The 26,838-nt window shown below is 68.7% G+C and carries 26 protein-coding genes and 2 pseudogenes; 13 read left to right on the top strand and 15 right to left on the bottom strand.

What is annotated here, in order from left to right:
- Positions 1-52 precede the first annotated feature (52 nt).
- The 6 genes from JIX55_RS17040 to JIX55_RS17015 all read right to left on the bottom strand — a co-directional run bounded on the left by JIX55_RS17040 (position 53) and on the right by JIX55_RS17015 (position 5,920).
- Complete coding sequence (locus JIX55_RS17040; RefSeq protein ID WP_257564181.1) at positions 53-655, bottom strand: class I SAM-dependent methyltransferase; 603 nt, start codon at positions 653-655, stop codon at positions 53-55.
- A gap of 57 nt (positions 656-712) precedes the next feature.
- Entirely contained in the window at positions 713-1,372 is a 660-nt protein-coding gene (locus JIX55_RS17035; RefSeq protein WP_257564180.1) for a response regulator, read from the bottom strand.
- A 223-nt stretch (positions 1,373-1,595) separates the two neighbouring features.
- Positions 1,596-2,762 carry a low temperature requirement protein A gene (locus tag JIX55_RS17030; RefSeq protein WP_257564179.1) on the bottom strand — a complete coding sequence of 389 codons (1,167 nt, stop codon included), beginning with the start codon at positions 2,760-2,762 and terminating at the stop codon, positions 1,596-1,598.
- A 62-nt stretch (positions 2,763-2,824) separates the two neighbouring features.
- Positions 2,825-3,676 carry an alpha/beta fold hydrolase gene (locus tag JIX55_RS17025; protein ID WP_257564178.1) on the bottom strand — a complete coding sequence of 284 codons (852 nt, stop codon included), beginning with the start codon at positions 3,674-3,676 and terminating at the stop codon, positions 2,825-2,827.
- 56 nt (positions 3,677-3,732) lie between these two features.
- Positions 3,733-4,548: an oxidoreductase gene (locus JIX55_RS17020; RefSeq protein ID WP_257564177.1), complete on the bottom strand. Its 816-nt coding sequence runs from the start codon at positions 4,546-4,548 to the stop codon at positions 3,733-3,735.
- A 361-nt stretch (positions 4,549-4,909) separates the two neighbouring features.
- Positions 4,910-5,920: an alpha/beta fold hydrolase gene (locus JIX55_RS17015; RefSeq protein ID WP_257564176.1), complete on the bottom strand. Its 1,011-nt coding sequence runs from the start codon at positions 5,918-5,920 to the stop codon at positions 4,910-4,912.
- Positions 5,921-6,611: 691 nt separating this feature from the next.
- Here JIX55_RS17015 and JIX55_RS17010 point away from each other — a divergent pair.
- Both JIX55_RS17010 and JIX55_RS17005 read left to right on the top strand, forming a co-directional pair.
- Entirely contained in the window at positions 6,612-7,190 is a 579-nt protein-coding gene (locus JIX55_RS17010; protein WP_257564175.1) for a TetR/AcrR family transcriptional regulator, read from the top strand.
- A 470-nt stretch (positions 7,191-7,660) separates the two neighbouring features.
- Positions 7,661-8,284: a TetR/AcrR family transcriptional regulator gene (locus JIX55_RS17005; protein WP_257564174.1), complete on the top strand. Its 624-nt coding sequence runs from the start codon at positions 7,661-7,663 to the stop codon at positions 8,282-8,284.
- Between the two features lie 49 nt (positions 8,285-8,333).
- Here JIX55_RS17005 and JIX55_RS17000 read toward each other — a convergent pair whose 3' ends face one another.
- The 4 genes and pseudogenes from JIX55_RS17000 to JIX55_RS16985 all read right to left on the bottom strand — a co-directional run bounded on the left by JIX55_RS17000 (position 8,334) and on the right by JIX55_RS16985 (position 12,531).
- Entirely contained in the window at positions 8,334-10,049 is a 1,716-nt protein-coding gene (locus JIX55_RS17000) for an MFS transporter (RefSeq protein WP_257564173.1), read from the bottom strand.
- 119 nt (positions 10,050-10,168) lie between these two features.
- Positions 10,169-10,831 (bottom strand): MFS transporter, encoded by a 663-nt coding sequence (locus tag JIX55_RS16995; RefSeq protein WP_257564172.1) that lies wholly within the window; start codon positions 10,829-10,831, stop codon positions 10,169-10,171.
- A 91-nt stretch (positions 10,832-10,922) separates the two neighbouring features.
- Positions 10,923-11,480, bottom strand: a pseudogene (locus JIX55_RS16990) (MFS transporter); the annotation flags it as partial.
- A gap of 235 nt (positions 11,481-11,715) precedes the next feature.
- Entirely contained in the window at positions 11,716-12,531 is an 816-nt protein-coding gene (locus JIX55_RS16985; protein ID WP_257564171.1) for an EpsI family protein, read from the bottom strand.
- Between the two features lie 312 nt (positions 12,532-12,843).
- Here JIX55_RS16985 and JIX55_RS16980 point away from each other — a divergent pair, with 312 nt between their 5' ends.
- Both JIX55_RS16980 and JIX55_RS16975 read left to right on the top strand, forming a co-directional pair.
- Entirely contained in the window at positions 12,844-13,170 is a 327-nt protein-coding gene (locus JIX55_RS16980; protein WP_306820011.1) for a hypothetical protein, read from the top strand.
- 38 nt (positions 13,171-13,208) lie between these two features.
- Positions 13,209-14,237 (top strand): hypothetical protein, encoded by a 1,029-nt coding sequence (locus JIX55_RS16975; RefSeq protein WP_257564169.1) that lies wholly within the window; start codon positions 13,209-13,211, stop codon positions 14,235-14,237.
- A gap of 434 nt (positions 14,238-14,671) precedes the next feature.
- Here JIX55_RS16975 and JIX55_RS16970 read toward each other — a convergent pair whose 3' ends face one another.
- Positions 14,672-15,331 carry a HEAT repeat domain-containing protein gene (locus JIX55_RS16970; protein ID WP_257564168.1) on the bottom strand — a complete coding sequence of 220 codons (660 nt, stop codon included), beginning with the start codon at positions 15,329-15,331 and terminating at the stop codon, positions 14,672-14,674.
- Between the two features lie 383 nt (positions 15,332-15,714).
- Here JIX55_RS16970 and JIX55_RS16965 point away from each other — a divergent pair, with 383 nt between their 5' ends.
- Together JIX55_RS16965 and JIX55_RS16960 are read left to right on the top strand one after the other, a co-directional pair.
- Complete coding sequence (locus tag JIX55_RS16965) at positions 15,715-16,917, top strand: sensor histidine kinase (protein WP_257564167.1); 1,203 nt, start codon at positions 15,715-15,717, stop codon at positions 16,915-16,917.
- A gap of 52 nt (positions 16,918-16,969) precedes the next feature.
- Positions 16,970-17,653 carry a response regulator gene (locus JIX55_RS16960; protein ID WP_257564166.1) on the top strand — a complete coding sequence of 228 codons (684 nt, stop codon included), beginning with the start codon at positions 16,970-16,972 and terminating at the stop codon, positions 17,651-17,653.
- 285 nt (positions 17,654-17,938) lie between these two features.
- On the opposite strand, the gene JIX55_RS16955 is transcribed toward JIX55_RS16960, so the two are convergent.
- Positions 17,939-18,394: a hypothetical protein gene (locus JIX55_RS16955; RefSeq protein ID WP_257564165.1), complete on the bottom strand. Its 456-nt coding sequence runs from the start codon at positions 18,392-18,394 to the stop codon at positions 17,939-17,941.
- Between the two features lie 311 nt (positions 18,395-18,705).
- Here JIX55_RS16955 and JIX55_RS16950 point away from each other — a divergent pair, with 311 nt between their 5' ends.
- From JIX55_RS16950 to JIX55_RS16940, 3 genes and pseudogenes are all read left to right on the top strand, one after another.
- Positions 18,706-18,843 (top strand): hypothetical protein, encoded by a 138-nt coding sequence (locus tag JIX55_RS16950; protein WP_257564164.1) that lies wholly within the window; start codon positions 18,706-18,708, stop codon positions 18,841-18,843.
- A gap of 333 nt (positions 18,844-19,176) precedes the next feature.
- Positions 19,177-19,956: pseudogene (locus tag JIX55_RS16945) on the top strand (MBL fold metallo-hydrolase); the annotation flags it as partial.
- A gap of 42 nt (positions 19,957-19,998) precedes the next feature.
- Positions 19,999-20,391, top strand: coding sequence for a nuclear transport factor 2 family protein (locus JIX55_RS16940; RefSeq protein ID WP_257569356.1), 393 nt, complete (start codon positions 19,999-20,001; stop codon positions 20,389-20,391).
- Positions 20,392-20,545: 154 nt separating this feature from the next.
- Here the strand turns inward: JIX55_RS16940 and JIX55_RS16935 are convergent, their stop codons facing one another.
- Positions 20,546-21,061, bottom strand: a complete 516-nt coding sequence (locus JIX55_RS16935; protein ID WP_257564163.1) for a MarR family winged helix-turn-helix transcriptional regulator — start codon at positions 21,059-21,061, stop codon at positions 20,546-20,548.
- A 518-nt stretch (positions 21,062-21,579) separates the two neighbouring features.
- On the opposite strand from JIX55_RS16935, the gene JIX55_RS16930 reads away from it, so the two are divergent.
- Positions 21,580-22,134, top strand: coding sequence for a hypothetical protein (locus JIX55_RS16930; protein WP_257564162.1), 555 nt, complete (start codon positions 21,580-21,582; stop codon positions 22,132-22,134).
- Positions 22,135-22,219: 85 nt separating this feature from the next.
- Here JIX55_RS16930 and JIX55_RS16925 read toward each other — a convergent pair whose 3' ends face one another.
- Entirely contained in the window at positions 22,220-22,351 is a 132-nt protein-coding gene (locus JIX55_RS16925; RefSeq protein ID WP_257564161.1) for a hypothetical protein, read from the bottom strand.
- A gap of 204 nt (positions 22,352-22,555) precedes the next feature.
- Here JIX55_RS16925 and JIX55_RS16920 point away from each other — a divergent pair, with 204 nt between their 5' ends.
- A complete protein-coding gene (locus JIX55_RS16920) occupies positions 22,556-23,260 on the top strand; it encodes a FadR/GntR family transcriptional regulator (RefSeq protein ID WP_257564160.1) in 705 nt (234 codons plus the stop codon).
- 126 nt (positions 23,261-23,386) lie between these two features.
- Here the strand turns inward: JIX55_RS16920 and JIX55_RS16915 are convergent, their stop codons facing one another.
- On the bottom strand, positions 23,387-24,553 hold the full coding sequence (locus tag JIX55_RS16915) for an aminotransferase class V-fold PLP-dependent enzyme (RefSeq protein ID WP_257564159.1): 1,167 nt from the start codon (positions 24,551-24,553) through the stop codon (positions 23,387-23,389).
- A gap of 530 nt (positions 24,554-25,083) precedes the next feature.
- Here JIX55_RS16915 and JIX55_RS16910 point away from each other — a divergent pair.
- On the top strand, positions 25,084-25,884 hold the full coding sequence (locus JIX55_RS16910) for an amino acid ABC transporter ATP-binding protein (RefSeq protein ID WP_443046430.1): 801 nt from the start codon (positions 25,084-25,086) through the stop codon (positions 25,882-25,884).
- Positions 25,885-25,933: 49 nt separating this feature from the next.
- The gene (locus tag JIX55_RS16905; protein WP_257564158.1) at positions 25,934-26,827 is read left to right on the top strand and encodes a glutamate ABC transporter substrate-binding protein; all 894 of its coding nucleotides are present in this window, start codon (positions 25,934-25,936) and stop codon (positions 26,825-26,827) included.
- Positions 26,828-26,838 lie beyond the last annotated feature (11 nt).

Raw genomic sequence — 26,838 nt, 5'->3', positions numbered from 1 at the left:
CTCCGGGGCATGCCGGTGGCGTCGAGAACGGGCTGCTCAGTGGCTGCGGGCGCTACCTTCCGTGGGCCGGCTCCGCCGACTTCCTGTGGACCGGTGCGACCGCGCGGTGCACGTACGCCGGCGGGAGGTTCGGCCACACCACCCGGCCGCGCTCCACCGTGGAGAACCGCCCGGTCAGCTCGGTGGCGAACCGGCGGGCCGGGGGTGTCCACGCGGCGTGCATGTACGCGAAGGTGCTGAACCCGCCGCTCGGACTCAGTACGCCGGCGGCCGCGTCGAGGATCCGGCGCTGCCGTTCATGCGGCATGACGGTCCACGGCAGACCGGACACGATGACGTCGACCGGGTGGGGGACGAACGTCGCCAGGTCCTCGGCGCTGCCCTGGACCACCTCGACGGAACTGTCATCGGCGTACCGGTCCGTGAGCCGGCGGGCGAAGGCCGGGTTGAGCTCGACCGCGATCAGCCGCGCGTTCGGAGCCAACTGCCGCAGGATCGTTCCGGTGATCGCGCCGGTGCCGGACCCCAACTCCACCACGAGGTCGGCGCGGTGAAGGTCCAGTCCGGCGGTCATGGCCTGGGCGAGTGTGGCGGAGCTGGGCGCGATGGCGCCGGTGAGTCGGGGGCTGCGGAGGAACTCGCGCATGATCGACATGTTCAGAAGCTAGGGATCCGTCGTGTCGTCGGAAACCATCCCGAGCGCCCGACGGGGTCATCCGCCAGGACGAACCAGTCCGCTCTCGTAGGCCACGACGACGGCCTGTATCCGGTCGCGGAGACGCAGCTTGCTGAGGATCCGGGCCACGTGGGTCTTGACCGTGGTCTCGCCGAGGAACAGCTTCCCGGCGATCTCCGTGTTGTTCAGCCCACGGGCGACCAGACCCAACACCTCACGCTCGCGGTCGGTCAGTACGTCGAGGCGTTTGTCGGTGAGGGGAGCGATGGCGTCCGTGACATACCGGTCGATCAGCCGCCGGGTCACCGAGGGGGCGATCACCGCGTCGCCGCGCAGCACGCCACGGATGGCGACAAGCATCTCGGCGGCCGGCGTGTCCTTGACAAGGAAGCCGCCGGCTCCGGCGCGAAGCGCCGCGTAGGCGTACTCGTCGCGGTCGCAGGCGGTGATGACCAGCACCTGTGTCCGGGGCAGTGCGGCGCGTACCTGTGCGGTGGCCGAGATGCCGTCGAGGCCCGGCAGCCGCACGGCCATGAGAACGAGGTCCGGGCGCAGGGCGAGTGCCTGTGCCACGGCTTCCTCGCCGTCCCCGGCTTCGCCGACGACCGTGAGGTCCGACTGGCTGTCCACCACCATGCGCAGGCCGACGCGCATCAACTCCTGGGCGTCACAGATCAACACACCGGCCTCCGCCATGGCGTCCCTCCTTCGTGGAGGAACCGGGCGGTGAGGTCCCGGCCCGGACGTCGGCCGGCACCGGTGCCGAGGCCATCGCTGGTGAAGAAGTCCATGGACAGCTCCTGGGTGATTGACGGATATGGCGAACGCGGCAGATCGGGAAGGCGCACTCGCGTCTCACCCGAACGGCCTGTCGTTGTTCCGGGCCGGGATCGCGGGTCGGCCGCAGTAGTGCCGTAGGTCAGGGACGTGGGCGGCGCGAGGAGATCGGCTTCGCAGCGGTATCGCCGGACGGGCGGCGATCTTCGAACGCCGCCAGCGTGACGACGATCGCGGCCGCGACGACCGCCGCCACGTAGGCCGGGGCCGTCGGCGTGACCGCGCATCCGAGGATCAGAGCGGACAGCGCGACCAGCCGCGCCTTGGGCAGGTCGTCGAACAGGGTCCTGCCGTGCCACGTCTGCGCCCCGATGAAGAGGGCAGGCCCGCCGAACAGCAGCAGGTTCGTGGTGATGCCGGCGTGATGGGCCGGGTGCGCGATGACACGCTCGTCGCCCGCGGCGGCGGCGATCATCCCGGCGACGGAGACCATGAGGCTGTAGACGCCGCTGCGGCCCGCCCGTATGGGGTCCTCGGTCTGCTCGTAGTGGCGCACGATGTGCTCGGAGCGGCTGAAGAACAGCCAGAACAACGCGACCGTGCCGGTGAGCGCCACGCCGGCGGTCAGCAGGGTCATCGGCGCGTACGGCGCCGTGGTGAGGGCGGTGCCGGTGGTCAGGATCGTCTCACCGAACGCGATGATCATGAACAGTCGGCCGCGTTCCAGCAGGTGGCCGCCGGCGAAGGTGACCTGCCGGGAGTCCAGCCTGCGGCCGGGCAGGGGATGCGCCGTCCACGTGCCCGCCAACTCGATCAGGGTCGCCGCGGCCCACCACACCAGCCGCGCGTCGCCGTCGGCCGCCGCGCCGGTCAGCCAGAAGGGGGCGGCCGCGGCGAACCAGACCAGGACACGGCGCCAATGCTCCTGATCACGCCGGTCGAGACCCACCCTCAGCAGCCACACCGTCCGGCCGAGGTGAATCAGCAGGAAGGTGACGACGAAGACCCATCCGGCATCGCCGAAGGCACGCGGGATCGCGGCGTTCATGAACAGTCCCAGGAGCATGACCGTCAGCAGCATCCGACGGGTCCGCGGATCCTCGGCCGGGACGAGGGTGACCGCCCATGTGGTGTACGCCCACGCCGCGTAGACCGCGAGGTAGAGCACGAGCGTCTGGGCCGCGCCCGTCCACGTCGGGTGCGCCAGCAGTTGATGCGACAGCCGGCCGATCGCGAAGACGTAGACCAGGTCGAAGAACAACTCCAGCGGCGTCACCTCCCGGCGCGCCGGCGCGCTGGTCGACTGCACGATGTATCTCCTAGGTCGGGCAGGCGCTCGGACTGCCGTGGCTCCGGCGTCCGGGTGAGCGGTCAGTCGGCAAGGAAGGCCGTCACCTGGGCGGCGAAGTCCTTGGCGTGCTGGAAGAGGAAGGCGTGGCCGGCGTCGCCGTAGACCACGAGGGTGGCGTCGGTCAGGTGCTGGACGGCGGTGTAGGCGGCCAGGGCGGGGATCATCGCGTCCTTCATGCCGGTCGCGTACAGGACGGGCTGCTTGATGGACTCCAGGTCGGCCCGCACCTGGTCGAAGGGGATCGCCGCGTCCTTGCCGATCGCGGCGATCTGACCCGTGGCCGCCGCCTCGGACACGCCGGGGACGCCGGTGGCCAGCCGGGTGGCCACCCTGGCGAGGTGCTCGTACCCGGCGGCGCGTCCGGTGTCCGTCCCGGGGAAGAACAGGAACACCAGGTCGTCCCCGGTGACCTCGGGCTTGGTCATGGTGGCCCGCACCTTGGGGTCCGGGTCGGGAGCGCCGGGCACCGTGCCGCCGGGGTTGGCGGCCGCCACGACCAGCTTGCGGACCAGGTCGGGTCGGGTGCGGGCGATGTGCTGGGCGACGGTGCCGCCCAGCGTCCAGCCGAGCAGGTCGACCTGCGGCAGGCCGAGGGCCTCGATGAACTCGACGGTGCCGTCGGCGAGACCCTCGACGGAGTCACGTGGGGTGCCGGTGGTGTAGCCGGTGCCGACGTTGTCGAACACGATCACGTCATGGGCGGCGGCCAGGTGGTCCAGGAGCTCGGGGTCCCACCAGTCGAGGGTGCCTCGGACCCGGTTGAGCAGGACCAGTGGAATGCCGCCCCGCGGGCCGATGCGCCGGTAGGTGAACGTCGCGGAGGGACCGTCTGCGGTGAGGTCCTCGGCCGCGTCTGCCAGATAGGTAGTCATGACGAGCGTCGCTTTCTCGTTGCTGTGCCTCGTGGAGGGAAGTGAGGGCGCGGGTGTCAGGCGGGCAGCCGGTTCATCTTGCGGAGCTGCTGGTCGAACACGCGGGTGGGGACGATGCGGCGCATGGTGCGGACGCGCCCGGTCATGGCACCGGCGGTGTAGCGCACCTTGGGCTTGGCGTCGGTCGCCGCCGCGACGATCTCCTTGGCGACGACGGCGGGGTCGTCGCCGTCCTTGACCGCGCCGGCCATGTACTCCTCGAAGATGTGCCGCTGGCCCGCGTAGATGTCCAGGGGCTGGTCGGGGCGGACGCTGGCGGCGTCGAACGCGGTGTTGGTCCAGGCGGGCTCGACGAGCAGGACCCGTATGCCGTGTTCGCGGAGCTCGTGGTCGGCGGACTCGGAGTAGCCCTCGACGGCGTGCTTGGAGGCGGCGTAGACGGCCATGTAGGGCTGCGGCATGAACCCGACGATGGAGGAGATGTTGATGATTCGTCCGCTGCCCGCCGCGCGCATGTGGGGCAGCACGGCGTTCGTCATACGGATGACGCCGAAGACGTTGATGTCGAACAGGTGCTGGGCCTGGGCGGCGGAGGACTCCTCGGCCGCGCCCGCCGAGCCGACGCCGGCGTTGTTGACCAGGACGTCGATCCGCCCGAACCGGTCGATCACCTCTCCGACCGCGGTCGTCACCGACCCGTCACTGCTGACATCGAGGTCGAGGAATGTCACGCCCTTCACAGGGGTGACGTGCGCGGTGTTGCGGCTCGTGCCGACCACCTCGTAACCGGCTGCGGCCAGCGCGAGAGCGGCTGACTTTCCGATGCCGGAGGACGCACCCGTCACGAGGGCTACCGGACGTGTTGTCGCCATTGTGGGCTCCTGACTCATGGACTGCTTCGTCTTGCGCGGGGTGAGGGGATCGCGGTGTCGGACGCGGATGACGGTCGTACCGAGGCCCGCCGATGTCGCCGCAACACCCTCAATCGGTTTCATCAATGTATCAGCTTCTAAGTCAGGCGCAACATCGGAGCATCAATTAAAGGGATATCCGTAGCGTTCCCGTATCCGCTACGGAGGGTCAGGGTGCCAACCACTGCGGGCTGAGGCAGGCGGCGCCCAGTTACACGGCGATACCCCGCCGGGTTCGGCTCCGGCGGGGTATCGGGCGTGGGCTGCCGGTCGGCGGTCGCCGTTCCTGCCGGTCCGGCGACCGTCTCGTGGCGAGGTGTTGTCAGCGGTCGAGGAAGGCGTTCACCTCGGTGCCGAACTTGACGGCGTACTGGTAGAGGAAGCCGTGGCCGGCGTCCGGGTAGATGTGCAGTTGGGCGTTGGGGAGGTGCTTGGCCAGCAGGTGGGAGTTCTTGGCGGGCATCAGCATGTCGCTCTCGCCGTCGGCGACCAGGACCGGCTGGAAGAGGGCCTTCAGGCGGACCAGCTTGGACTTGTCCGGGATGCCCCACTCGGACCACGCGGTGAGCTGGCGGTCGCGGGTGGCGAGGCTGGAGGGGGCGTCGTGGTCGGTGGTGCGCTGTCCGAGGCGCTGGAGGAACTCCTTCCCCGCGGCCTGGCTGGTGGCGGTGTCCTTGAAGAACAGAAAGAGGTAGTCCTCGGGGCCGGGGTTGTCCTTCAGGGTCCGCTGCAGGATGTCGGGGTCGGTTGCGCGCTGGTCCACTCCGCCCTGGGGGCCGGTGCCGGCCAGGACGACGCGGCGGACCTGCCAGGGGCGGCGCAGGGCGACCTCCTGGGCGACCTCGCCGCCGAGGGAGAAGCCGAACACGTCGTAGCGGGGCAGCTTGAGGGCGTCGATGAAGTCGATGGCGTCCAGGGCCGTCTGCTGGACGGTGCTGGCGGTGGTGCCGGTGGAGCCGCCGACACCGACGTTGTCCACGAGGATGACCTCGCGCTTGGCGGCGATGGTGTCGATGAGCTTGGGGTCCCAGGCGTCAAGGTTGCCGCGGAAGTGCTGGAAGAAGACCAGGGGCACGCTGCCGGCGCCGGGGTGGCCGAAGCGGCGGTACTGGTAGGTGACGCCGTTGGTGGCCCTGACCCGCAGGTTGGGGGCGGTGCTGGCGCTCTCCGCGTTCTGCGTCCGGGTGGCCGAGTGTCGAGTGCCGCTGGAGCTGCCGCTCACGGCACTGGCCATGCTCGGTGCCGTGGCGGCGACAGCCGCGACGACCGACATGCCGGCCAGTGCTATCGCGGTCCGCCGGGAGATCCGGGTGCGTCGATTGTTTGAGGACATGCCAATTCCTTGAGTAGGGCCGGGGGTCTCCCCGGCGCGTTGAACCTGTCGTGCGCTCGGCGTACGGATGTCCTGCGGGGCGCGCGGGAGTGGGGCTATTCCTGACCCGGCGACATCGTCGAACCGGGCCGGCCGCCGTACGCATCTGCAGGCCCCGACGGGTCCGGCGACCTCCCGCTCGGATGCGGGCCGGAGGCCATGGACTGCGCGAGGGTGGGGGAGCTGGGAGTGACGACGCCGGTGAGCCGGGGGCGGCGAAGGAACTCCCGCATGATCGACATGCCCAGAAGCTAGGGACCAATCATGTCGTCGGGAGTCATCCCGGGCGCCCGACCGCGTCATCCGCCAGGGCGAAGCGGTCCGCTCTCGAAGCTGCTGTCGTGCGCAGACGTCGTGGGCCGCGCTGGCCGATGCCGTCCCGACTTCCGACGTCTTTCACGACGTACGCGTCGAGTCGGCGTTCGGCGTGGACGGCGAAAGCGTTGACCGGCGGCGTCGTTGGGTGGTCAGTGGTCGGTGGTCGGTGGTCGGTGGTCGGTGGTCGGGCGGTGTGGCGCGATCTCTGATACGTATCATCGACGTATCAGATAGAGGAGCATGCGCGGCATAGGCGCATCAGTTATCGGGATACCCGTAGCGTTCACGTATCCTCTACGGGGGACGGAAAAACGAACGAGACAGGGAGACCGGCATGGGCCGACCGCTGCGGGCAGATGCCGAGCGCAGTGTGCGTGCGATTTTGGAGGCGGCCGAGCGGGTTCTCGCCGAGGATGCCGGTGCCTCTATGGAGCAGATCGCCGAGGCGGCGGGGCTGACCAGGATCACGGTGCATCGCCGGTTCGCGAACCGGCAGGCGCTGCTGGAGGCGCTCGCCGTCTCCGCGAAGCAGCAGCTCCTCGACGCCATCGGGGAGGCCCGGCCCGACTCCGCTCCCGCGCTCGTGGCCCTGTACCGCGTGACTGCGAACGTCCTGCGGGTCAAGAGCACCTGGCGCTTCACCCTCAGCCACACCACGCCCCACAGCGAGACCGCGGCCGCCCTCTGGGCCGACATCGACCGGTACACCGTCGAACTCATGACCCGGGCGCGGAGCGAGGGAATCCTCGCCCCGGACGCGGACCTGGACTGGACGCGGCAGGTGTACTACGCGCTCCTGAGCGAAGCCCTCGACAGGCCCGGCACCGACCAGGACCCGGCCGCACAGGATCACGACGCGCTGGCCGCACTCGTCATCGACACACTCCTGCACGGCGCAGGACCACACGCCTGAGCCCCACCACGACCAATCCCACCGCCAGGAGTCACACCAGGCCCAGACGCCCGCCGGGGACTACGACGGCGCCTCCCAAGTGATCGCCATGTGCTGCGCAGCGGACAGCTCACGGCACACCAGGTCGCCTTACCGTCCAAAGCGGGCGCGCCGGGGCAGTTCGATCGACGAGCTGGGCCACTTCGAACTCGACCGCCGGCGCAGAGATGCGGCCGGCGCGACGCAGCCCGGAGGGCGACAGCCCCAGCATGTGCCCGCCGCCTGAGAAGGCGCGAAAACAGGCCGACCCCCGTTCTCGCCAGGCTCGTGCGTGTGGGCTGCCGCCCACTCTCAATGGCGTGGACGACATGTGCCCTGGGTGAAGGGAAGACGGGACCGGCCGCGGGGACGGCGGCCCCGCCCACGAGCGGGAACCAGCAGCCGCTTGTTCAATCGACTTGCTCGTGAGACTAAGTCGGTAAAATGAGCCCATGGCTCATGTCCCAGCGGCCGAGCGCCGTCCTCAACTGATCAAAGCAGCCATCGACCTCATGACGAGAGAAGGAGTCTCGGCCGGAAGCACACGAGCCATCGCCGCCGAACTCGGCGTCGCTCAAGCCACCGTGCACTACACGTTCGGCACGAAGGAGGGGCTCTACCGCGCCGTCATGGAACAGCTGACGGCGGAGCTGCTGGCGCAGGTCGAGCAGGCCGTTCCGGAGGATGCCGGATTCGAGGAGACGGTCGGCACATTGGCCTCAGCCCTCTGGAGCACGGTGCGCGAGAAACCGGGCCACCACCTCCTCCTCTCGGAACTGAGCATGTTCGCACTCCGCACGCCCGCGCTCAACGAAGCCCTTGAGAGCCACTATCGTGGCGTGGTCGAAGTGACGGCGAGGCTCGTGACGCAGGCGGCCGAGCGCACAGGTCAACCCTTGGCCCAGCCCGCGGAAACAGTCGCGCGGTTCTTCCTCTCCGGTTTCGACGGGCTCGTCATGCAGCGCCTGACCCATCCCGACGAAGAGGCTGAGGCAACTTGCCTGCAAGCCTTCATCGCCGCCGTTGTGGCGCTGGCACGTGGTCAGCTGAGTCTCGTGGCCGTCCCGGCGTTCTGACCGAGCTCGACCGGCCCTCTGGCGGGACCGCGAGGAACATGACGGGGGATCACGGATTCGAGCGAGTGAACTCGGGCTCCTTCTCCTGAGCGACCGAGGCCTTGATCCCCGCTCCAGCCTTGGTGTTGCTCTCCGCCCCTGCTTCCGCACCACGGCCCTTGCCCGGAAGCAGGAGGGCCACGGACACCGCCCCCACTCCCAGGATCGCCGCGCCCACCAGGCTGGTGTGAGCCACCGCGTCCGCGAAGGACGAGCCGACCGCTTCCGCCATCTGGTGGGCGCCGTAGGTGAGTTGGTCGGCCTGCTCTCGTAGCTGCGCGGCCTGCTGGGGGTCGGTCGCCCGCGCTGCTTGTTCGGCGAGCTGCCGTGCCTGGTCGCCGATGCCCTCGGCGACCCCGTACCCGGCGGCGACCGAGTCCTGCGCCTGGTTCAGCGCGCCGGCCGGGAGCTTGCTGCCGGCGGTTGCGTCCGACAGGTTCGACGAGTACGAGGTCGACAGCAGCGAACCGAGTATGGCGATGCCGATCGCCCCGCCCAGTTCCTGCGAGGTGTCGTTGACCGCGCTGCCCACGCCCAGCTCCTCCTCGGGGAACGCACCCATGATCGCGTCCGTGCAGGGCGAGAGCGCCAGGCCGATCGCGAGCCCGAGTGCGATGAGGGGTGCCACGAAATCGCCGTACGACGACGACTTGTCGACCTGGGTGAGCAGCGCGAGTGCCGTCGTGCCGCCGACCATGCCCGCGACGATCGTCGCTTTCCCGCCGATGCGCGGGGTGAGGTAGCCGGTCAGCGCGGAGCCGGCGAAGACCGCGCCGGCGAGCGGCAGCATGCGTATGCCGGTCTCCAACGCGTCGTACCGCAGGACGAACTGGAGGTGCTGGGTGAGGTAGTAGAAGGCACCGAAGACCGCGAGGAGGAACAGTACGACGGCGATGTTGGCACCCGTGAACGCGCGGTCCGCGAAGCGGCGCGGGTCGAGGAGGGGGTGCGGGTGGTGCAGCTCCCAGAGGACGAACGCCACGAGCCCCACGCCCCCGATGACCGTGCCCGTGACCGCCTTGGCGTCCCAGCCGTGCGGGGCCTCGATGAGCGTGAAGACCAGCGCGGCGATCCACACCACCGACAGCAGCCCCCCGACGTAGTCGATCCGCGGTGCGTGCGTGGCCTTGGACGGCGGTACCAGGACGAAGGCGCCGACGATGGCGAGGGCGATCACGGGAACGTTGATCAGGAAGGTGGACTGCCAGCTGGAGCTCTCCAACAGCATGCCCGCGATCAGCGGTCCGGCGGCGATGGCGAAACCGGCGGTGCCCGCCCACAAGGTGATCGCCTTGGTCCGCTCGGCGCGCGGGAAGGTCGCGGCGAGGAGGGAGAGCGTGGCGGGCATGATGAGCGCCGCACCGACACCCATCACCGCACGGGCCGCGATGACCCCGGTCGCACTGTCGACGAGTGAACCCCAGATCGCTCCGCCGCCGAACAGGGCGAGCCCGAGAACGAGCGCGCCGCGTCGGCTGTACTTGTCGCCGACCGCGGCGAACAGCAGCATCAGGGCGGCGTAAGGGATGGTGTAGCCGTCAATCACCCACTGCAGGTCCGTGCTGGACAGGCCGAGGTCCTGGGTCATGGAGGGAGCCGCGACCGTGAGGGCGGTGTTGGCCATCACGATCATCAGCAGGCTCAGACAGAGCACGAGCAGAGCCCACCAGCGCCGGGCGTAGGGCCCGTTCATTCTCTCGACCGGTTCGTTTATGAGCACACGCATGAGCTGGGGTCCTTTCGCGAAGGGATCCGCGCCAATTGCCCCTGCGAGCAGGGGTGGCCGCACGAAACGGCAGGGAGTGCCGCGAGCATCCGTTCGGCAGACTTTATCACTCGACAAAGTCAATAGACCAGGACCGGCGTCATGTGGCTGTTGTGAGATGCGCCGCCCAGTGGTCTGCTCGCTTGCCGCGCCGAGGCCATGCCGGTGTCCTGGTGGTCGACGCCGCTGACCGCGCCGAGCGTCATCGGGACGAAGCTCATGCCGAGCCCGAGAGCGGTGACGAACATCGCGGGCATCAGATGTCCGGCATACGACGAGCCGGGCTCAAGGGTGGCGAACCAGAACATGCCGCCCGCCGCGACCAGCAGGCCCGGTCCGGCGGCCAGCCGGGGCGCCAGACGGGCGATCAGCTTGGAGCTGATGCCCGCGGCGGCACCCATGCCGACGCTGAAGGGAAGAAAGGCGAAGCCGGTCTTGACCGCGCTGTAGCCGAGGATCAGCTGCATGTAGAGCGTCAGGAAGTAGAACATGGCGAACATGCCCGAACCGACGAACAGCATCGTGGCGTAACTGCCGGAGCGGTTGCGGTCCTTGAACAGCCGCAGCGGCATCATCGGGTCCGCGGCGCGCCGCTGGATGACCAGGAACACCGTCAGCAGTACGGCGGCCGTCGAGAAGGAGGTCAGCGCCAGGCCGCCTGTCCAGCCGTGCTCGCCGCCCCCGCGTGATGCCGTAGACGAGGGCGATGAGTCCGCCGGTGCCGGTGATCGCGCCGGGGACATCCAGGCGGCCGGGGTGGCGTTCGGCTTCGACGAGGGTGCGGGTGCCGGCGAGGACGGCCAGGCCGATGGGGATGTTGATGAAGAACACCCAGCGCCAGTCGAGCGCGTCGGTCAGTACGCCGCCCAGCAGCAGGCCGACCGTGGCGCCGACGCCGCCCATGGCCGCGTACACGCCCATGGCCGTGTCGCGCGACTTGCCGGCCGGGAAGGTGGTGGTGATCAGGGCCAGCGCGTTGGGCGCGGCGAATGCCGCGCCGACGCCCTGGAGGATACGGGCGCCGATCAACAGGCCCTCGTTCGGGGCGAGTTCGCCCAGCAGGGAGGCGAGCGTGAAGACGGCGATGCCCGCCTGGAATGTGCGCCGTCGGCCGAAGAGGTCACCGGCCTTGCCGCCGAGCAGCATCAGCCCGCCGAAGGCCAGCGCGTAGGAGTTGACGATCCATGCCAGGTTCGCGTCGGTGACACCCAGGTCGGTCTGGACGGCGGGCAGGGCGATGTTGGTGATCGTGGCGTCAACCAGGGCGTCCACCCGGGGTCCTCTTTCGCGAACATCTTCTGCATCACATTCGTCTCCTTGACGCCAGTTATTCGTATGCTGAGGCACTTTCGGTACATCCGCCGAACGCCGGAGAGCTTCTTTCTCCGTCATCGGCAGATCGTGCCAGCGGGGCGTTAGCAAAGGAGAAACCAGAAAACGACGTACCCCAATGAGTACTGTTGCCGTCTGGCGCGGGATTCAGTGAATCGATCCCCGAGGAGGGTTCGGCCGATTCGGCGTCCGGTCTCGAGCCCGCACATCTGCTGCGGGCAGACGATGCCGCGCCGATGGCAATGGCGGGGAAGGGCCGAGCCGGCGGAACGCTGATCGTGGCGGTGAGCCGGGGTCAACCGCGAGTCATGGCCGCTAGTTTGCTGCTGATGTCCGATTGGAGCGATGTCTGCATGTCTTCGTAGGGCGTGGTCGAATACCAGTAGTCCTTTACGAAGAGTGGATCGCCGGTCGCTGTGAGCCGGCAGGGGATGTCGCCCATCTCCAGGTCGGCGAGGAAGACGTCCGCCTTCACGACGGCCGCTTCGTCCCCGGGGCGTCCGGGTTCGCGGTAGGTAGTGACGCGGAACAGGGCGGCGTAGCGCTTGTGCAGTCCGACGTCGAGGATTTTCCTGAGTCGCCTGGCGGAGTCCTTTTCGACGCCCTTGTACGGCTCGTGGCCGTAACGGCTGGTCACCTCGAAGTGGTTGGTGCCCAGCGGACCCTGTGGACCTGTGATCCACATGCCGCGGATGAGCCACCCCGGCGCCACGGCGAACCTGCCCAGCTTCCAGCCGGGGTCGTCCGCGATCCGCTCCGGGGTATGGGCCTCGCTCGCCGACGCGATGTCGACGTTGCCTCCCTGGCCGGGGCTGTTGTAGCTGTCCAGGACGAGGCTCTTGTGATCGAAGTGCTGGAAGTCCGGCTGCGGGTCCAACTCCCTGTCGCACGAGTTCTTGCCAGGGCTGTCTTTGGGCAGACGCGAAGCGGCGGCGGCGAGAGCGGCACGCCGTTGCTCGAAGCGGGGTCCGTACTCCTTGAGGATCGCCTTCAGGGCCCTGTCCGTGCGCTCCTCCTCACTGTCCCCGTCCCCGCCACAGCCGGACAGCAGCATCGCGACCACGACCGCAGCCACGCCCAGGGCGGCGCCCTTCCATATCCCCGTGCGCATCGGACCCCTTCCCCTTCATCCACTGCCCCGCAAGCGTGCCCGAGACCGGCTTCCCTGACACCGGGACGAGGGAATCGGCCCGCTGTCTCCCCATCCCGACTGGCGCAGGGTGGGCGCTTGGAGGTCGCTTCCTCCGAAAGGTGAAGACCGGCCGTAACCGAGGGCCGCGCATATGCGTTCTCACTACCGGTGAGGTAGGCCACGCGACTGCCGTGGGCTGACGGCATGTTGAGTGCCAGTGAGTAAGAGTGGGTGGGGGCTGTGTCGCAGAAATGGAAAACTGCGCTCATTGCGGCTGCTGTGGCCGGCGTCGTGTCGACTCCCGTGGTCTGGCTACTGGACAGTCCGGACACAGGCCAGTTGGCCGGCGCCTCGGTCCAGGCCGCCACAGGCATCGCGACCCTGCTCTGGGCACTGCTCCAGCGGTCAGCAGCCACTCCCGCGCCGCCCGCCCCGGGCCCGAGTGATGAGGCCCGCAACACCGGTGCGGCCACGGCCACCGCCGGCGGCGACGCCACCTCCGGCGTGGAGAGGCCCGCGGGTGCGGAAAGCGGCTCGGCGCTGGCAGACAGTACCGGGTCCGCCAGCGCGGACGGCACCGGCAGCAGCGCCAACACCGGGGTCAAGTACACCCACTGACCCGACCTGCCCAACTGTCCAGAGGGAGCCGTTCCGTCATGGATCCGAAACGCCGAGACCGGCCCGGCTCGGGTGCTCATGCGTCTGGTTCCCGAGACGATCCGCCGACACCGTCGGTCGTCGCCCGGGTCACCGGAAACGCCCGTGCGGAGGACGGCGGGACCGCCAATGCCGGCTGCCAGGGACCTCCCCCGGATGCCGCCGACGCCGCCGACCGTGTGGCAGCGCATTCGGCGCAAGCGTCCGACACCGGCGACCCCATCGCAAGCGCGCCCAACGCAATCGCCAACAGCGGGACCATCACGATGATCGTGCAGGCTCCGCGCGCACTCGCGTTGCCGGTGCGCAAGCGCACACTGCTCATCGGCACCGCACTCGCGGCCCTCCTGGTCCTGGCGTCCACCACAGCAGCCGACGGCCCCGCCGGCTCGCCGACCGCATCCACGGCCATGCCGACGGGCGGCAGCGGAATCTCTGCCAGCCCTTCGGAGCCGGACGTCTCCGCGTCCCCCAGCGGATCGGTCACCCCAAAGCCCACCGATCGCACCACCCCTGCGCCGGAAGCATCTGCCGACGAGGGCACAGCACCCTCCCGCCTTCCCGCTCCCTCCAGAACACCGGGCGCCTCCTCACCGCTCGCAGGGCCCCCAGAGGCCGACGCCCGCTTCTCCGCAGACTGCACGGAAGAGAAAGGCCCCTCCCATCCCGCGTGGCCGGTCCAGTACGGCGACAGGGACTGGGGACTCTCCGAAGCTGTCGATCCACGCGAACTGCGTGAGGGCGACAAGCTTCTGGGCGGGTTCGAGATGATCCGCGCCAACCGCCAGGGCACGACCTACTACTGGGCCGCAGGGTGGACCAGTGTCGACCGTGGCGACACCGAGATCTGGCTGGTCCTCAACTGGACCGATGGCACCACAGCTTCCAGTTGCCGTCGGCGCCTGGACAGAACCGGCTACTGGCACGACACCATTGCCGTTCCGCGCTACATCAACGACAAGTTCATCAGGTATCGGGCATGCCAGGGCATCCATGGCCTTCCCGCCACCTGCACCGACTGGAAGTAGCGATCCCTTCCCGTCTGACAGGACATGGCCGACGCGGTAAGGGATGGCTGCGACCGACCAGGCAAACCGACCCAGTTCCTCACGGTTGTTCTGTTTCTGCAGCCACATGAATCGCCTGGCGGATCCATCGGTCCACCGTCCGGTCTTGTGTCAAGCCGGAAACGGGGCCGGCGCACTCGTCGGCCACCCACCAGTCCTCATGGCCATGCTCCTCGGCCTGGGCGCCGCCGCTCATCGCCGCCCTCTTCGGAGCAGTCGCGAACCGGGGAAGCAGGTGTAGTCCAACGTAAGGGGCGGGCGCCGGCTCGACTGCGATGGTCAACTCGCGGGCGGGCGCGCGGCCGGTGGTTCGCCCTTGTGCCGTGCGTAGTGGCGGGACGCCGCGCTGCACGTGGATGCTCTTCCGCCGGAGGGAGATCCCCTCAGAGCCCGGTTCACCGCAACGGACGGCGGCTGACTTGCGTTCCGCCTGGCACACCCACCAGGTCCAGCAGGTCATGGAGGCGGGGTGCGGGCAAGTTCTGGTTGGCCGCCGCGCCTTCCGCCGTCGCGGCGTCATACAGGAGCACCGCGAGCGTGTCCTCGAACATGAGCGGGCCGGCGGCAGCCGCCCGACGTACGCGCTCATCGGGATCCGTAAGCAGCTGTACGGGCGCCTGTTCCAGGCTCGGGTCGGCAGCCGCGAGCGCACGGACGTCCGGATCGTCGTGGCCGAGCAGGTGGTGCAGGCCGGTGCGGGGCAGTTGGGGCAGGGTCAGCAGGTGCCGGCGCTGTCGGGGCCGAGCGAGGAAGGTGGCGAGGACGACCTCGGGCGGCGCCAGCCAGTGATGACAGGCAAGCCGATGACGTACCTCGGGATCAGGGTCTTCGGCCAGCCGTTTCACCAGTTCCTCGGGCAACGCGCGGTGGCTTGCGGCGACCCGGCGGAGGACAGGGTGCTCGGACACCGCACACGCCCGATACCAGTTCGCGTCCGGCTCGACGAACACCTCGCCTATCGGGCAAGTGCAGTCCACGGCGTGACGGCCGGTCACGCGATCGATGACATCGCGCTGTGCCCAGGTGCGGGGCAGCGGGTGCGCCTGGGCGCGCATCCGAACCATCTCGTCCGGGTCCTCGGCGAGCTCCGCCAGCAGCGACGCATCCAGATCGGCCTCAGCTCCAGAGCAGTCACCCCGACCGGCCGAAGTCAGTGACGGGTCGAAGCCCTGGCGCGGAGGAAGGGCACTCCGCTGCGAACGAGTTCGAGCCCCCTTCCGAGCCGGCGCGATGAGCGTCCCGTACCTGCGCCCCACCCGGGCGGGCCTCATGGAGGCCGTGTTGAGGCCGCGAGGAAAGCCAGCTGGAAAAACCCTTGCTTCTCGCTCAACCATGGGTGAACCACGCCTGCAACCAGGGTGGTTGGCGGTGTACCACCTGGGGTGTAGCTGGGGTGGAAAGCGGGGTGGAGCGATCGCTTGGGGCCTACGCTCGGACGATGTTCGCGCAGCGCATGTGGAGCCCGGCGGTTCGTAAGGTTGTCCCGCAGGTGGCGGACATCGTCTACGCGGTGGTGTCGGTCGGCATCATGGGCACCATGCTGCACAACTGGCCGAACTCGCACGGCTACTGGCGGCAAACCGATGTATGGGCCTACGTGCTGATCGCCCTGGTCTATCTTCCGCTGGCCGTGCGCCGCCGGGCTCCCCTGACCGTGCTCGTCAGCACGGCGGCCTGCACGCTGTGCTACATGACCCTGGCCTACTACCACGTGGTCGTTGTCTGCGGACTGGGCCTGGCGTTCTACACCGTCGCGGCGTCGTGTCCGCGCAGGGTCGTGGCCAAGTGCGCCGCGGGGTCGCTGCTCGTGCTGCTGTGGGGAACGCGGCTCGCCGAGCCCGGGATCGGCCCGCAAAGCGTGGTCTTCGTGACCGTGACGGTCGCCGTCCTGTGGGTGACAGGCGACCGGTCCCGCAGGCTCGCGGAGCGCGGCGAGCGCCTCGCGGTGCTCACCGAGCAACTGCGCCTGGAACAGGAGGAGAAGGCCCGACGGGCCGTCATGGACGAGCGCATGAGCATAGCCCGTGAACTGCACGACGTGGTCGCCCACCACGTGTCTGCGATCTCTGTGCAGACGGGCCTGGCCGGATACGTCTTCACCTCCGATCCGAAGACGGCCCGCGAGGCACTGGGCACCATCGCGGGCAGCGCCCACGAGGCCATGGCGGAGATGCGCCGCATGCTGGTCGTGCTCAGGGAAGGGACCGAGCGCGCCCAGGAGGGTACGGGCGATCCCACCGCGACCCCAGGACTCGGGCGGCTGGAGCAGTTGGCCCGGCGTGTCACAGCCGCGGGCGTCCCCGTCGACGTCCGGATCACGGGCGCCCCGTTCGCGCTGCCGCCGGGCGTCGACCTGTGCGTCTACCGGGTCATCCAGGAAGCTCTCACCAACGTCATGAAGCACGCGCCGGCGGCGAACGCGAGCGTCACGGTGCACTACGACGAGGCCGCGGTCCGCGTCCGCGTAACCGACGACGGACAGGCGCCAGTTCTGGCCGACGCTACCGTGGGGCCCGCTGCCCATGGTTTGATCGGCATGCGTGAGCGGGCCGGTATCTACGGCGGGACGGTGACCGCCGGTCCCGGCCCGCAGGGCGGGTTCGAAGTCGCACTGACCGTCCCCGTGGCCCGCGACAGGTGAACAAGCGTCTCGGCTCCCCGCCGGGCAGCCGCGAGGAAGGCGTAAACCACGCATGCCCACAGTGCTCGTCGTAGACGACCAGTTCCTCATCCGCTCGGGACTCGTCGCACTCCTGCGGGCCGCACCGGGAATCGAGGTCATCGGCGAGGCGCAGGACGGCGAGGAGGCGATCGAGCTGGCAGCGGCGACCAGACCCGACGTCATCCTGATGGACATTCGGATGCCGGGCATCAGCGGGATCACCGCCACCGAGCGCATCCTTGCCCAGGCCGCGCCCCCGCTTCCCAAGATCCTCGTCCTGACCACCTTCGACCTCGACGAGTACGTCTACGGCGCGCTGAAGGTCGGCGCCTGCGGCTTCCTGCTCAAGGACACCCCGCCGGACCGGCTGCTCGCCGCCATCGACACCGTGCACGCCGGCGACATGCTGTTCAGCGCCTCAGTGATCAAGGGGCTCATCGAGACCTACACCCTCCGCCCGGCCGACCCCGAGCCGCACTTCGGGCTGGACGCGCTGACTCCCAGGGAGTTAGAAGTCCTCGGGCTGGTCGGGGCGGGCATGTCCAACTCCGACATCGCCCAGCGACTCGTGCTCAGCACGGCGACCATCAAGACACACGTCCACCGCTGCATGAGCAAGCTCACGCTGAACAGCCGGGCACAAGCGGTGGTCTTCGCGTACGAGACCGGACTGATCTCCCGCAGCCCCGCAGCCCGGGGCGCGGACAACACCTGAGGTCTTGGAACTGCCATGTCTGCGGACCGAGATCACCCGCGGCGCCGGCAGCCCGGCCGCGGCACTCGCGATGGTGTTCAAGGCCGTCAAGTCCACCCAGGTTCGCCGACGCGCGATCACCGGCGCCCAGCTGGTCGTCGGACGGGGGGAGCGGCCATCTCGTCGAAGCCTTCGACGCGTAGGTCGGTCAGGACACCTGTGACGGCCCGCCGGCGAAACCGGCGGGACCGGCGGGACCGTCACGAAGGTCCGGACTAACCGATGTCGAACGTCGCGCCGACGGAACTAGACATACTGGGTGAAAATGCCAGGCGCGCAGTATCCGACATGGATGCTGCCGTCGCCGGCCCGGACCAGTATGCATTCCTGGAGTTCCCAATAACGCAGGCTGGAGGCGAAGTTGTACTCGCCTATCGGCTCGATCTTGCCGAAGCCGCGGGTGTTCCACACCTCTTCGTAGCGCACTCCGCCATCGGCATACACCGCCTTGATCTTGAATGCGGCACCCTTGCCGTCGTTGTCCCCGGTGTCCTTCAGTTCGCCGTTGAGGTGGTAACGACCGTCCGAGCTCTGCCACCAGCTGCCGTGCGCCCAGGCGCCTCCGATGTCCCCCGTGGTCCTGGTCAGGTCGTACCCTCCGGCCGCGTGGGCTGAGCCTGCGAAGGAGATGATGAGTCCGGCGGCCGCGGCTACGATCGCCAGATTGCGCCGAACGCCCTTGAGCGTGATGCCATTGAGCATGGCAGTCCTCCTGGATGTCGATGGTGTGAGTGGGAACGGCCCAGCTGCGTGGACGACAGGACAGCGGCCCGAGGGCCTGTGCGTCTGCCGATGGGGCTTTCCCGGGCGCTGTTGCCCGGGTGCACTGAAAGTTAGCTGGAAGGGCGTTTGCTTCTCGGCCAACCAAGGGTTGAACTGCGCCTGCAACCAGGGTGGTTGCCGGTGTACAACGTGGGGTGTAGCCGGGTGGAGGCGATTCGCTTGGGGCCTACGCTCGGGCGAAGTTCGCGCAGCGCATGTGGAGCCCGGCGGTTCGTAAGGTTGTCCCGCAGGTGGCGGACATCGTCTACGCGGTGGTGTCGGTCGGCATCATGGGCGCCGTGCTGCGCGACTGGCCGAACTCGCAGGGCTACTGGCGGCAAACCGATGTGTGGGCCTACGTGCTGATCGCCTGGGTTGTCCTCCGCTGACCGTGCGCCGCCGGGCGTCCCTGACCGTCCTCATCGTCCCGCCGGTGCGACGCGCTCACGCCGAGCCGGCCAGCCTCTGCCGTGATCTCGACCGGTTCCATGACGGGCTTCCTCTCCGCTGTCGGCCGCCGCGCCGGGGTGGTCGGCCTCGTTCCTGTGCCGTTCGCTGAGCGAGGCGACTGGACATCAAACGTGCATCACATGGAACAATAATCCCTGGAAGTTGATTCCATGGAATCTAAATGGTTTGCTGGGCGGGCGGCCGATCCGGTGCCCTGCCGGAGCCGACCGCAGGGCCCGCGTCCTCACCGTTCCCCGACCCGAAGGCACCCGATGTCCGGCGCCAGCGCCACCAGCGAAACGATCCCCGTCCGCGTCTACGGCGGCCCGACCACCCTGATCGAGTACGGCGGGCTCAGGTTCGTCACCGACCCCACGTTCGACCCGCCCGGCGAGTACCCCATGCCTCTCCCCGGCGACCACAAGCTCGTCAAGACCGACCCGTCGCCCGTCACCGCCGTCGACCTGGGCGGCATCGACGCCGTCCTGCTCTCCCACGACACGCACGACGACAACCTCGACAACGCCGGCCGCGCCTTCCTGCCCGAGGTTCCGGTCGTGTTCACCACTGCCAGCGGCGCCGGTCGTCTGGGCGGCAACGCACAGGGGTTGGCCTTCTGGGAGAGCGCCGAGCTCGGGCGCCCCGACGGCGGCACCGTGACCGTCACGGGCGTACCCGCCCGGCACGGCCCCGTCGGCTGTGAACCGGTCACCGGCGACGTCGTCGGCTTCATGCTCACCTCCGACGACCTGCCCTCCGTCTACGTCAGCGGCGACAACGCCGCCCTGGAGCACGTCAGGGAGATCGCCGAGAAGTTCGCTCCCGTCGACACCGCGGTCCTCTTCCTGGGCGGCGCCCGCATGGCCTTCGCCTTCGACAACGCCCTGCTCACCCTCGACAGCGCCCAGGGCGCCCAGGCCGCGCGGATACTCGGCGCCCGCCGGGTCGTCCCCGCCCATTTCGACAGCTGGGCCCACTTCAAGGAAGGCCGAAACGAGATCGAGGCCGCGTTCACCGAAGCGGGCCTGGCCGACCGCCTCGACTTCGCCCGACAGTCACCCAACCCCGCCCAAGAACCCCAAGGAGCAAACGACATGACCAGCGCGAACCTCGACATCGCCCGCACCTACTTCCAGGCCGTCCAGACCGGAGACATGGCTGCTCTCGGCGAACTCCTCGACGCCGACCTCGTCTGGCACCAGCCCGGCGCCAACCAGTTCTCCGGCGAGCACAAGGGTCAGGCCGCCGTCTTCCAGATGCTCGGCAGCATGATGGAGACCAGCCAGGGCACCTTCGCCATCGACAAGATCCACACCCTCATGGGTAACGGCGACCTGGTCGCCGCCACCATCCACTTCACCGGCCGCCGCGGCGACGTGTCGATGAGCATGGACGGCGTCGATGTCCTGCGCATCGAGAACGGCAAGATCAAGGAGATGTGGCTCTTCTCCGCCGACCCGGCCACCGAAGACGCCTTCTGGGGCTAGAAACTGCTGTGCCCGAGGCCGAGTTCGGCCTCGGGCACCCACGTCATCGCCTTCGCCGGCATCGCGGCCGGACTGAATCGTGGGCTGACGGGCCGGGGACCGTGTTCCTCCGGCCCCGGTCCATCAGCCCATGGGCACCGCGAGCCGTCGCCGCTCACGATGCCGGTCGGCAGCGCTGCTTCGGCGCCCGCACAGCCGGCGCCGGCGTCTGCGCGGCGGCCTTCCGCTTCGCGTCCAGGGCGCGTCCGGCTGCCCGCAGCGTGCTGAGGACCGCCGTCACCTCACGTACGGACTGCTCGGGAATCACCGACCCGATACGCAGTTCCAGTTCTTCCTCGAAGACCTTCAGCGCCCCGTCCACCAGCTTCCGCCCCTCGGGCGTCAGCTCGACGATCGAGGAACGGCGATCGTTCGGGTTGGCCCGCCGCCCGCACAGGCCCGCCGTCTCCAGACGATCGACCACCTTGCTCGTGCCACCGACCGTGATCGAGAACTCCTCCGCGATGTCCTGGATCCGTCGCCCGGGCCGCCGCAGCAGCAGGTGCAGCACCTCGAACGAGGTCAGCGGCAGGTCGTACTCGGCCCGCAACCGCCCCTCGATGCCGTCCCACAGCTCGATCTCCAGCGAGACCAGCTCCCGGTACAGCAGCTTCAGATCAGCGTCAGCCATCACTCGTCTTCCGAAGAATTATCTTCCATGGACAGTTAATTGTAGGCGACCGCCATTCGGATACCAGATGCCGTAGCTCGCGGGAGCCGTGTCCGGGAGACCGTGCGGCGTCAGAGCCGCGCTGTGGGGACACTGCTCGGATACCTCGCTGATCCGTCGCGGCTGCCACGCCGCACACCCCGAACTCTTGTGGATCGGGGCCCACTTCGGGGTAAGAGACCGGGCGGATCCGCTGCACGGCGGAGCCTGCGCGCGTCGGCCCACGTCCGCTCCTACCTCCGATCAGCGCCTCCCGGACTCCCGGACCGGGCCGGAGCGGGGATCCGCTGCCCGGCGTCCGACCTGGGCCGACGTGCGCGCCGCCGGGTTCGGGGGAGACCGCGGCAGCACTTCGCGCCCAGGTTCCTCTGCAACCGGATGCTCGCGGGCGGCGTCCCAGCTCGGGTCGGAACTGATGCGGACCGCCGACGTGTGACCGGCATCGAGCGGCGCCGGGGCGGCAAAGGAAGGGGCAGCGCATGAACCCAGGTCAGCAGGTGGACTTCCATGCCTCGTGCGGGCACTTGATCTCGGCTCCGGCCGGTCGTGCCGGGCAGGACGTCCGCTGCCCCCATTGCCATCAGGCGGTCCGAGTCCCGACCCCCGACCTTCCCTACGCCTCGCCCGTCGCCGTGCCGGCCGGAGCCGTCGAGCCCATCGTGCTCACCGCCGTCTACCTGACCGCGCTGCTCGGCGGCATCCTGGGGGCCGGGCTCATCTACCTGGTCAATTTCGATGAGTTCTCGGAGTCCGAACTGGTCACGATCACACCGCTGTGGTTCTTCCCCATCGTCTTCGGCTTGTACGGTTTCGTCGCCCAGCGGCTGCTTCGCCGTATCGCCGCGGGACACGTTGCCACCCTGAGCGAGGCCGCACGCGGGTCGATCGACGTGGCCGGCCACTGGGCAGCCCTGGTGCTCTTCCCGTTCCTGGTACTGAAGTGGCGCAGCTCCCTGCTCGTGTCGCTGGCGGCGGCGGTCTTCTGGGCCGTGTTGCTGTGGCTCTTCTTCGCTCTGCTCTTTCCGACCCTCTGAGTGGCCTTACGGGCCGAGTGAAGGGGGGAGCCGGCGAACCGTAGTACCTCTCCCTTGCGGACCTTGCGCTGACGCTGGTGTCGTTCTAGAGAGTGGCGGTCCGTTCCCGGGACCAGTCGGCCAGCAGCAGCTCGGTCTCACGGGTACGCGGATGGTGGGCGCCCTGGACCCGGACCATGTCGGCCAGCACAGCGGTGAGTTGGTCCACCGCGTCCATGCCCGGGGAGGACCACACTCTCGGGCACAGAACCCAGAGGGCGGTGTAGCGAGGCTGTCCTGAGGCCGACGGTATCGGGATCGGGATGCCATGAGACGGGCGTTCCGCGAGGCAGGGCCCCGGGCTGCCTGTTGACCATGGTGGGAGGACGTGGAAAGCTGGTCCTACCAGTTGGTCCTACCGATGGCAGGGTGCGAGGAGTCCATGGCGTCACAGCAGTCCCAGGGTCGTCGGCGCAAGCCGGAGCTCGTCGCGGAGGCGTTGCTGGCGAGGATCCGGGAGGGAGAACTGCCGGTCGGCCGGCGACTGCCCTCGGAGCGGGATCTGGCGAGTGAGTACGGCGTGAGCCGGAATGCGATTCGTGAGGCGCTCGCCGTGCTCCAGCTCAGCGGCCATGTCGAGACCCGGCTCGGGGACGGCAGCTATATCGCGCAGCCGGAAGGCCCGGCCCGTGACGAGAACGACGCCGGGCTCGTCGCCGCGCTGAACATCACCGAGCTGCTGCAGGCACGCGAGGCGCTGGAGCTCGCGAGTGCCCTGACGGCGATTCGCAGGGCGACCCGGTCGGACCTGCTCAAGATGGATGCTCTCGTGGCGGAGATGGAAGAGCATCTGGAGCAGGACGACTACGAGAGCTATCTGCGCACCACGATGGACCTGCACCGGGCGGTCGCCGCAGCATCGCGTACGCCGCTGCTGGTCACCCTGGTCAAGGAGCTGACCACCAAGCACCAGAGCCACGAATGGCTGCTGCATACCCGGTACACCCCGGCGATCGGCGCGTATTCGCTGGATGTGCACAGGGCGCTGGTCAAGGCGATCCGCGACAAGGACGTGGTCGCGGTGTACGAGGCGACGAGCCGGCACTATCACGACTATCCGGTGTTGCAGGAGCTGGGCCAGGGATAGGGAAGGCTCCCGGACCCGGCCGGTCTCACCGGTCGGCCGGGGCCACGGGACGCACCGGATTCTCGCCGTCTTCGAGCGGGCGGTCACGGGATCGCTCCAGGTGGTTCGGGTCAGGGGGTGGGTGCGTCAGGCGGCACCGCGGTGCGGAAGGGTCCGCAGTCCACGGCGCAGGAGGGCGGCCAACCGGTCGACGTCGTCGGCGTTGTTGTACAGGCCGAAGGAGACCCGGATGCCGTCGCGTACGGGGGAGAGCCGGACGCCCTCGGCGGCGAGGAAATCCGCCCACCGTGACGCGGGCAGGTCCAGGACGTGGATGTGCGAGCGGTGTGCGCGCTCCCGCGGTCCCACCAGGGCGATGCCGAGGTCGTCCAGATGCGCGATGAGATGGTCGCCCAGATCCAGTACGTGTCGCTCGACGTCCCGGACGCCCAGCCCTTCGATGAGGTCCAGCGCGGCGGCGAGCCCGTGGATCGCCGGGAGGTTGAAGTTGCCGATCTCGAAACGCCGGGCGTCGCCGCGTGGCTCCACACGTCCCGCTCCGACGACGACGTGCTCGTCGGGGTCGGCGACACCGGCCAGCGCCATGTAGGTCGGTCGCAGCCCCTTCGCCCCGTACGGAGTGCAGAGCAGACCGAGCCCCTGGGGCACCAGCAGGCCCTTGTGGCAGCCGGCGGCGAGCGCCGAGACCCCCAGCGCGCGGGCGTCGACGTCGAGGACACCGACGGACTGCATGGCGTCGACCACCACCTCGGCCCCGTGTGCGCGAGCCAGTCGGGCGATGCCCGCCACATCGTTGCGCTGACCGTTGTGGAACATCACATGCGAGAGGGCGATCGCACGGGTCCGGTCGTCGACATACGCGGCGAAGGTGTCGGCGTCGGCCCACTTCTTCCGCCTGTCCTGCGGGACCATCCGCACCTCGAGCCTGTCCGGTCGCCGGCTGAGCCAGGCGTACGCGACGTTGGGGTGTTCGTCCTCGAGGAGCAGCACGTTGTCACCCGGCTCCACGCGGAGGCCGTGGGCGGCGATGTTGAGGCCTTCCGAGGTGTTCTTGGTGAAGGCGATCTCGCCGGCGCCCACTCCCAGGAAGGCCGCCAGCCGCGCACGTACGTCCGTCAGCCGTGCCAGCCAGCGCTTCTTCGGGCCGGCGGACTCCAGGGCCTCGTCGTAGAAGGCGTCGAGGGCCGTACGGACGGGCACCGACAGCGGTGTCTGGTGAGCGGCGTCCAGGTACAGGAACTGCTCCGCCGCCGGGAAGTGGGAACGTGGGGGCGCGCTTGCTCTAGCACTCACTGAGGCGATCTCTTTCCTCTACTCCGGTACTCCGGCTCTTTCCTCTGCTCCGGTGCTCCCGGACTCCGGATACTCCGGGCCGGAAACATCTCACAGATTGGCCCAACCGGTAGGACCAATCCTGCATACGGTTTCCCCGGAGGTCAAGGGCGATCTCCAGGCGATCGGTCGAGGGGTGGTCGAGGGGTGGGTGAACGGCCCTGAGTTGGGGGCCTGTTCAGGGCTGTTGCGAAGCGGATCCGCCCGACTGTTGTGCAAAACGTTTTGGGTCCCTAGCTTGGCTGGACCGGTAGGGCCAACAGCCTCAATCGCCGCCTGCTTCCTGGGTGCAGTGGGAGGAGGTGACGCCAGGTTTATTCGAGTTCAGTTGGCTTTGACCGGATCCGTAACGCAAGCGTCACGGGCAAATCGGCGGCGACTCTTGACAGCGCCAACCGGCAGACCTTCCATTGGTCCGACAGGTTGGACCAAAATCCTTCCGGTCCCACCACTGCTGGTGACCCGTCCTCTTCACAGCTAGGTAGTAGCTCATGTCTTCCTTGGAGAACCACCAGGCCGTCGATGTCGACGAGGCGCCTGCGGGTGGGAACGGCCGGCCCCCGCTGCTGTCCCTCCGTGGGGTCAACAAGCACTTCGGGGCGCTTCACGTCCTGGCCGATGTCGATCTGGACGTCGCCACGGGGGAGGTCGTCGTGGTGATCGGTCCTTCCGGTTCGGGAAAGTCGACGCTGTGCCGCACGATCAACCGACTGGAGACGATCGGGTCGGGGAGCATCACCCTGGACGGCAGCGAACTGCCCAGTGAGGGCCGGGAGTTGGCCGCACTGCGGGCCGACGTGGGCATGGTCTTCCAGTCCTTCAACCTCTTCGCGCACAAGACCGTGCTGGAGAACGTGACGCTGGGACCCGTCAAGGTCCGCAAGGCGGCGAAGGCCGTGGCGGAGCAGCGTGCCTTCCAGTTGCTGGAGCGCGTCGGGGTGACCGCCCAGGCCCACAAGTACCCCGCCCAGCTCTCAGGTGGGCAGCAGCAGCGGGTCGCCATCGCCCGTGCGCTGGCCATGGATCCCAAGGTGCTGTTGTTCGACGAGCCCACCTCGGCCCTGGACCCGGAGATGGTCAACGAGGTCCTCGACGTCATGACGTCCCTGGCCCGCGAGGGCATGACCATGGTCGTCGTCACCCACGAGATGGGCTTCGCGCGCCGTGCTGCCGACCGGGTGGTCTTCATGGCCGACGGCCGCATCGTCGAGGAGGCGCGGCCGGACCGCTTCTTCTCGGCGCCGAAGAGCGAACGCGCCAGGGACTTCCTGTCCAAAATCCTCAGCCACTGATTCCGGGCCCCTGCCCACCACACCCTCATATCACCCAAGGGGAAACACGATGACCCAGCACAGACACGCCCTCACGACGATGGCAGCGACCGTCGCCCTGGCCCTGGGCCTTTCCGCGTGCGGCGGAAGCGGATCGGAGAACACCGCCGGCTCGTCCACGGCCAAGCCCACGTTCGCGGCCGGCACCACGATGGCCAAGCTGTCCGCCGCCGGCAAGATGACGATCGGTACGAAGTTCGATGTGCCGCTCTTCGGCCTCAAGGGCCTGGACGGCAAGCCGGCCGGCTTCGATGTGGAGATAGCCAAGATCGTCGCAGGCGAACTCGGCATCGCCCCCGGAGACATCACCTGGGTCGAGACCCCGTCCAAGGTCCGGGAGGAGTATCTGGAGCAGGGCAAGGCCGACCTGATCACCGCGACCTACACGATCAACGACGAGCGCCGCAAGCGGGTGACCTTCGCCGGTCCCTACTACAACGCCGGCTCGACCCTGATGGTCAAGAGCGACAACAAGGACATCACCGGCCCGGAGTCGCTCAAGGACGCGAGCCTCAAGGTGTGTACGGCCACCGGCTCCGTCGACTCCGAGAACATCAAGCAGTACCTCGAGGACCCGGGCAAGCAGCTGGTCCTGTTCGATGTCTACAGCAAGTGCGCCGACGCCCTGCGCACCGGCCAGGTCGACGCCGTCACCACCGACAGCGCCATCCTGCTCGGCTTCGTCTCGGCCTCCAAGGGCAAGTTCAAGACCGTCGGTGAGACCTTCTACGACCAGCCCTTCGGCATCGGCATCAAGAAGGGCGACGTCGAGTTCTGCGAGTTCGTCAACGACGTGCTCACCGACGCGGAGAAGGACGGCAGCTACGCGAAGGCCTGGAAGGACTCCGTCGGCGACGCGGCTCCTGAGGTCCCGAAGCTTCCCGAACTCGGCCCCTGCGAGTGACCCGCGCCTAG

Source organism: Streptomyces sp. DSM 40750 (assembly GCF_024612035.1).
Classification (GTDB): Bacteria; Actinomycetota; Actinomycetes; order Streptomycetales; family Streptomycetaceae; genus Streptomyces.
The sequence above is the reverse complement of the archived record's forward strand: the minus strand, read 5'-3'. Positions and strand labels throughout refer to the sequence as shown.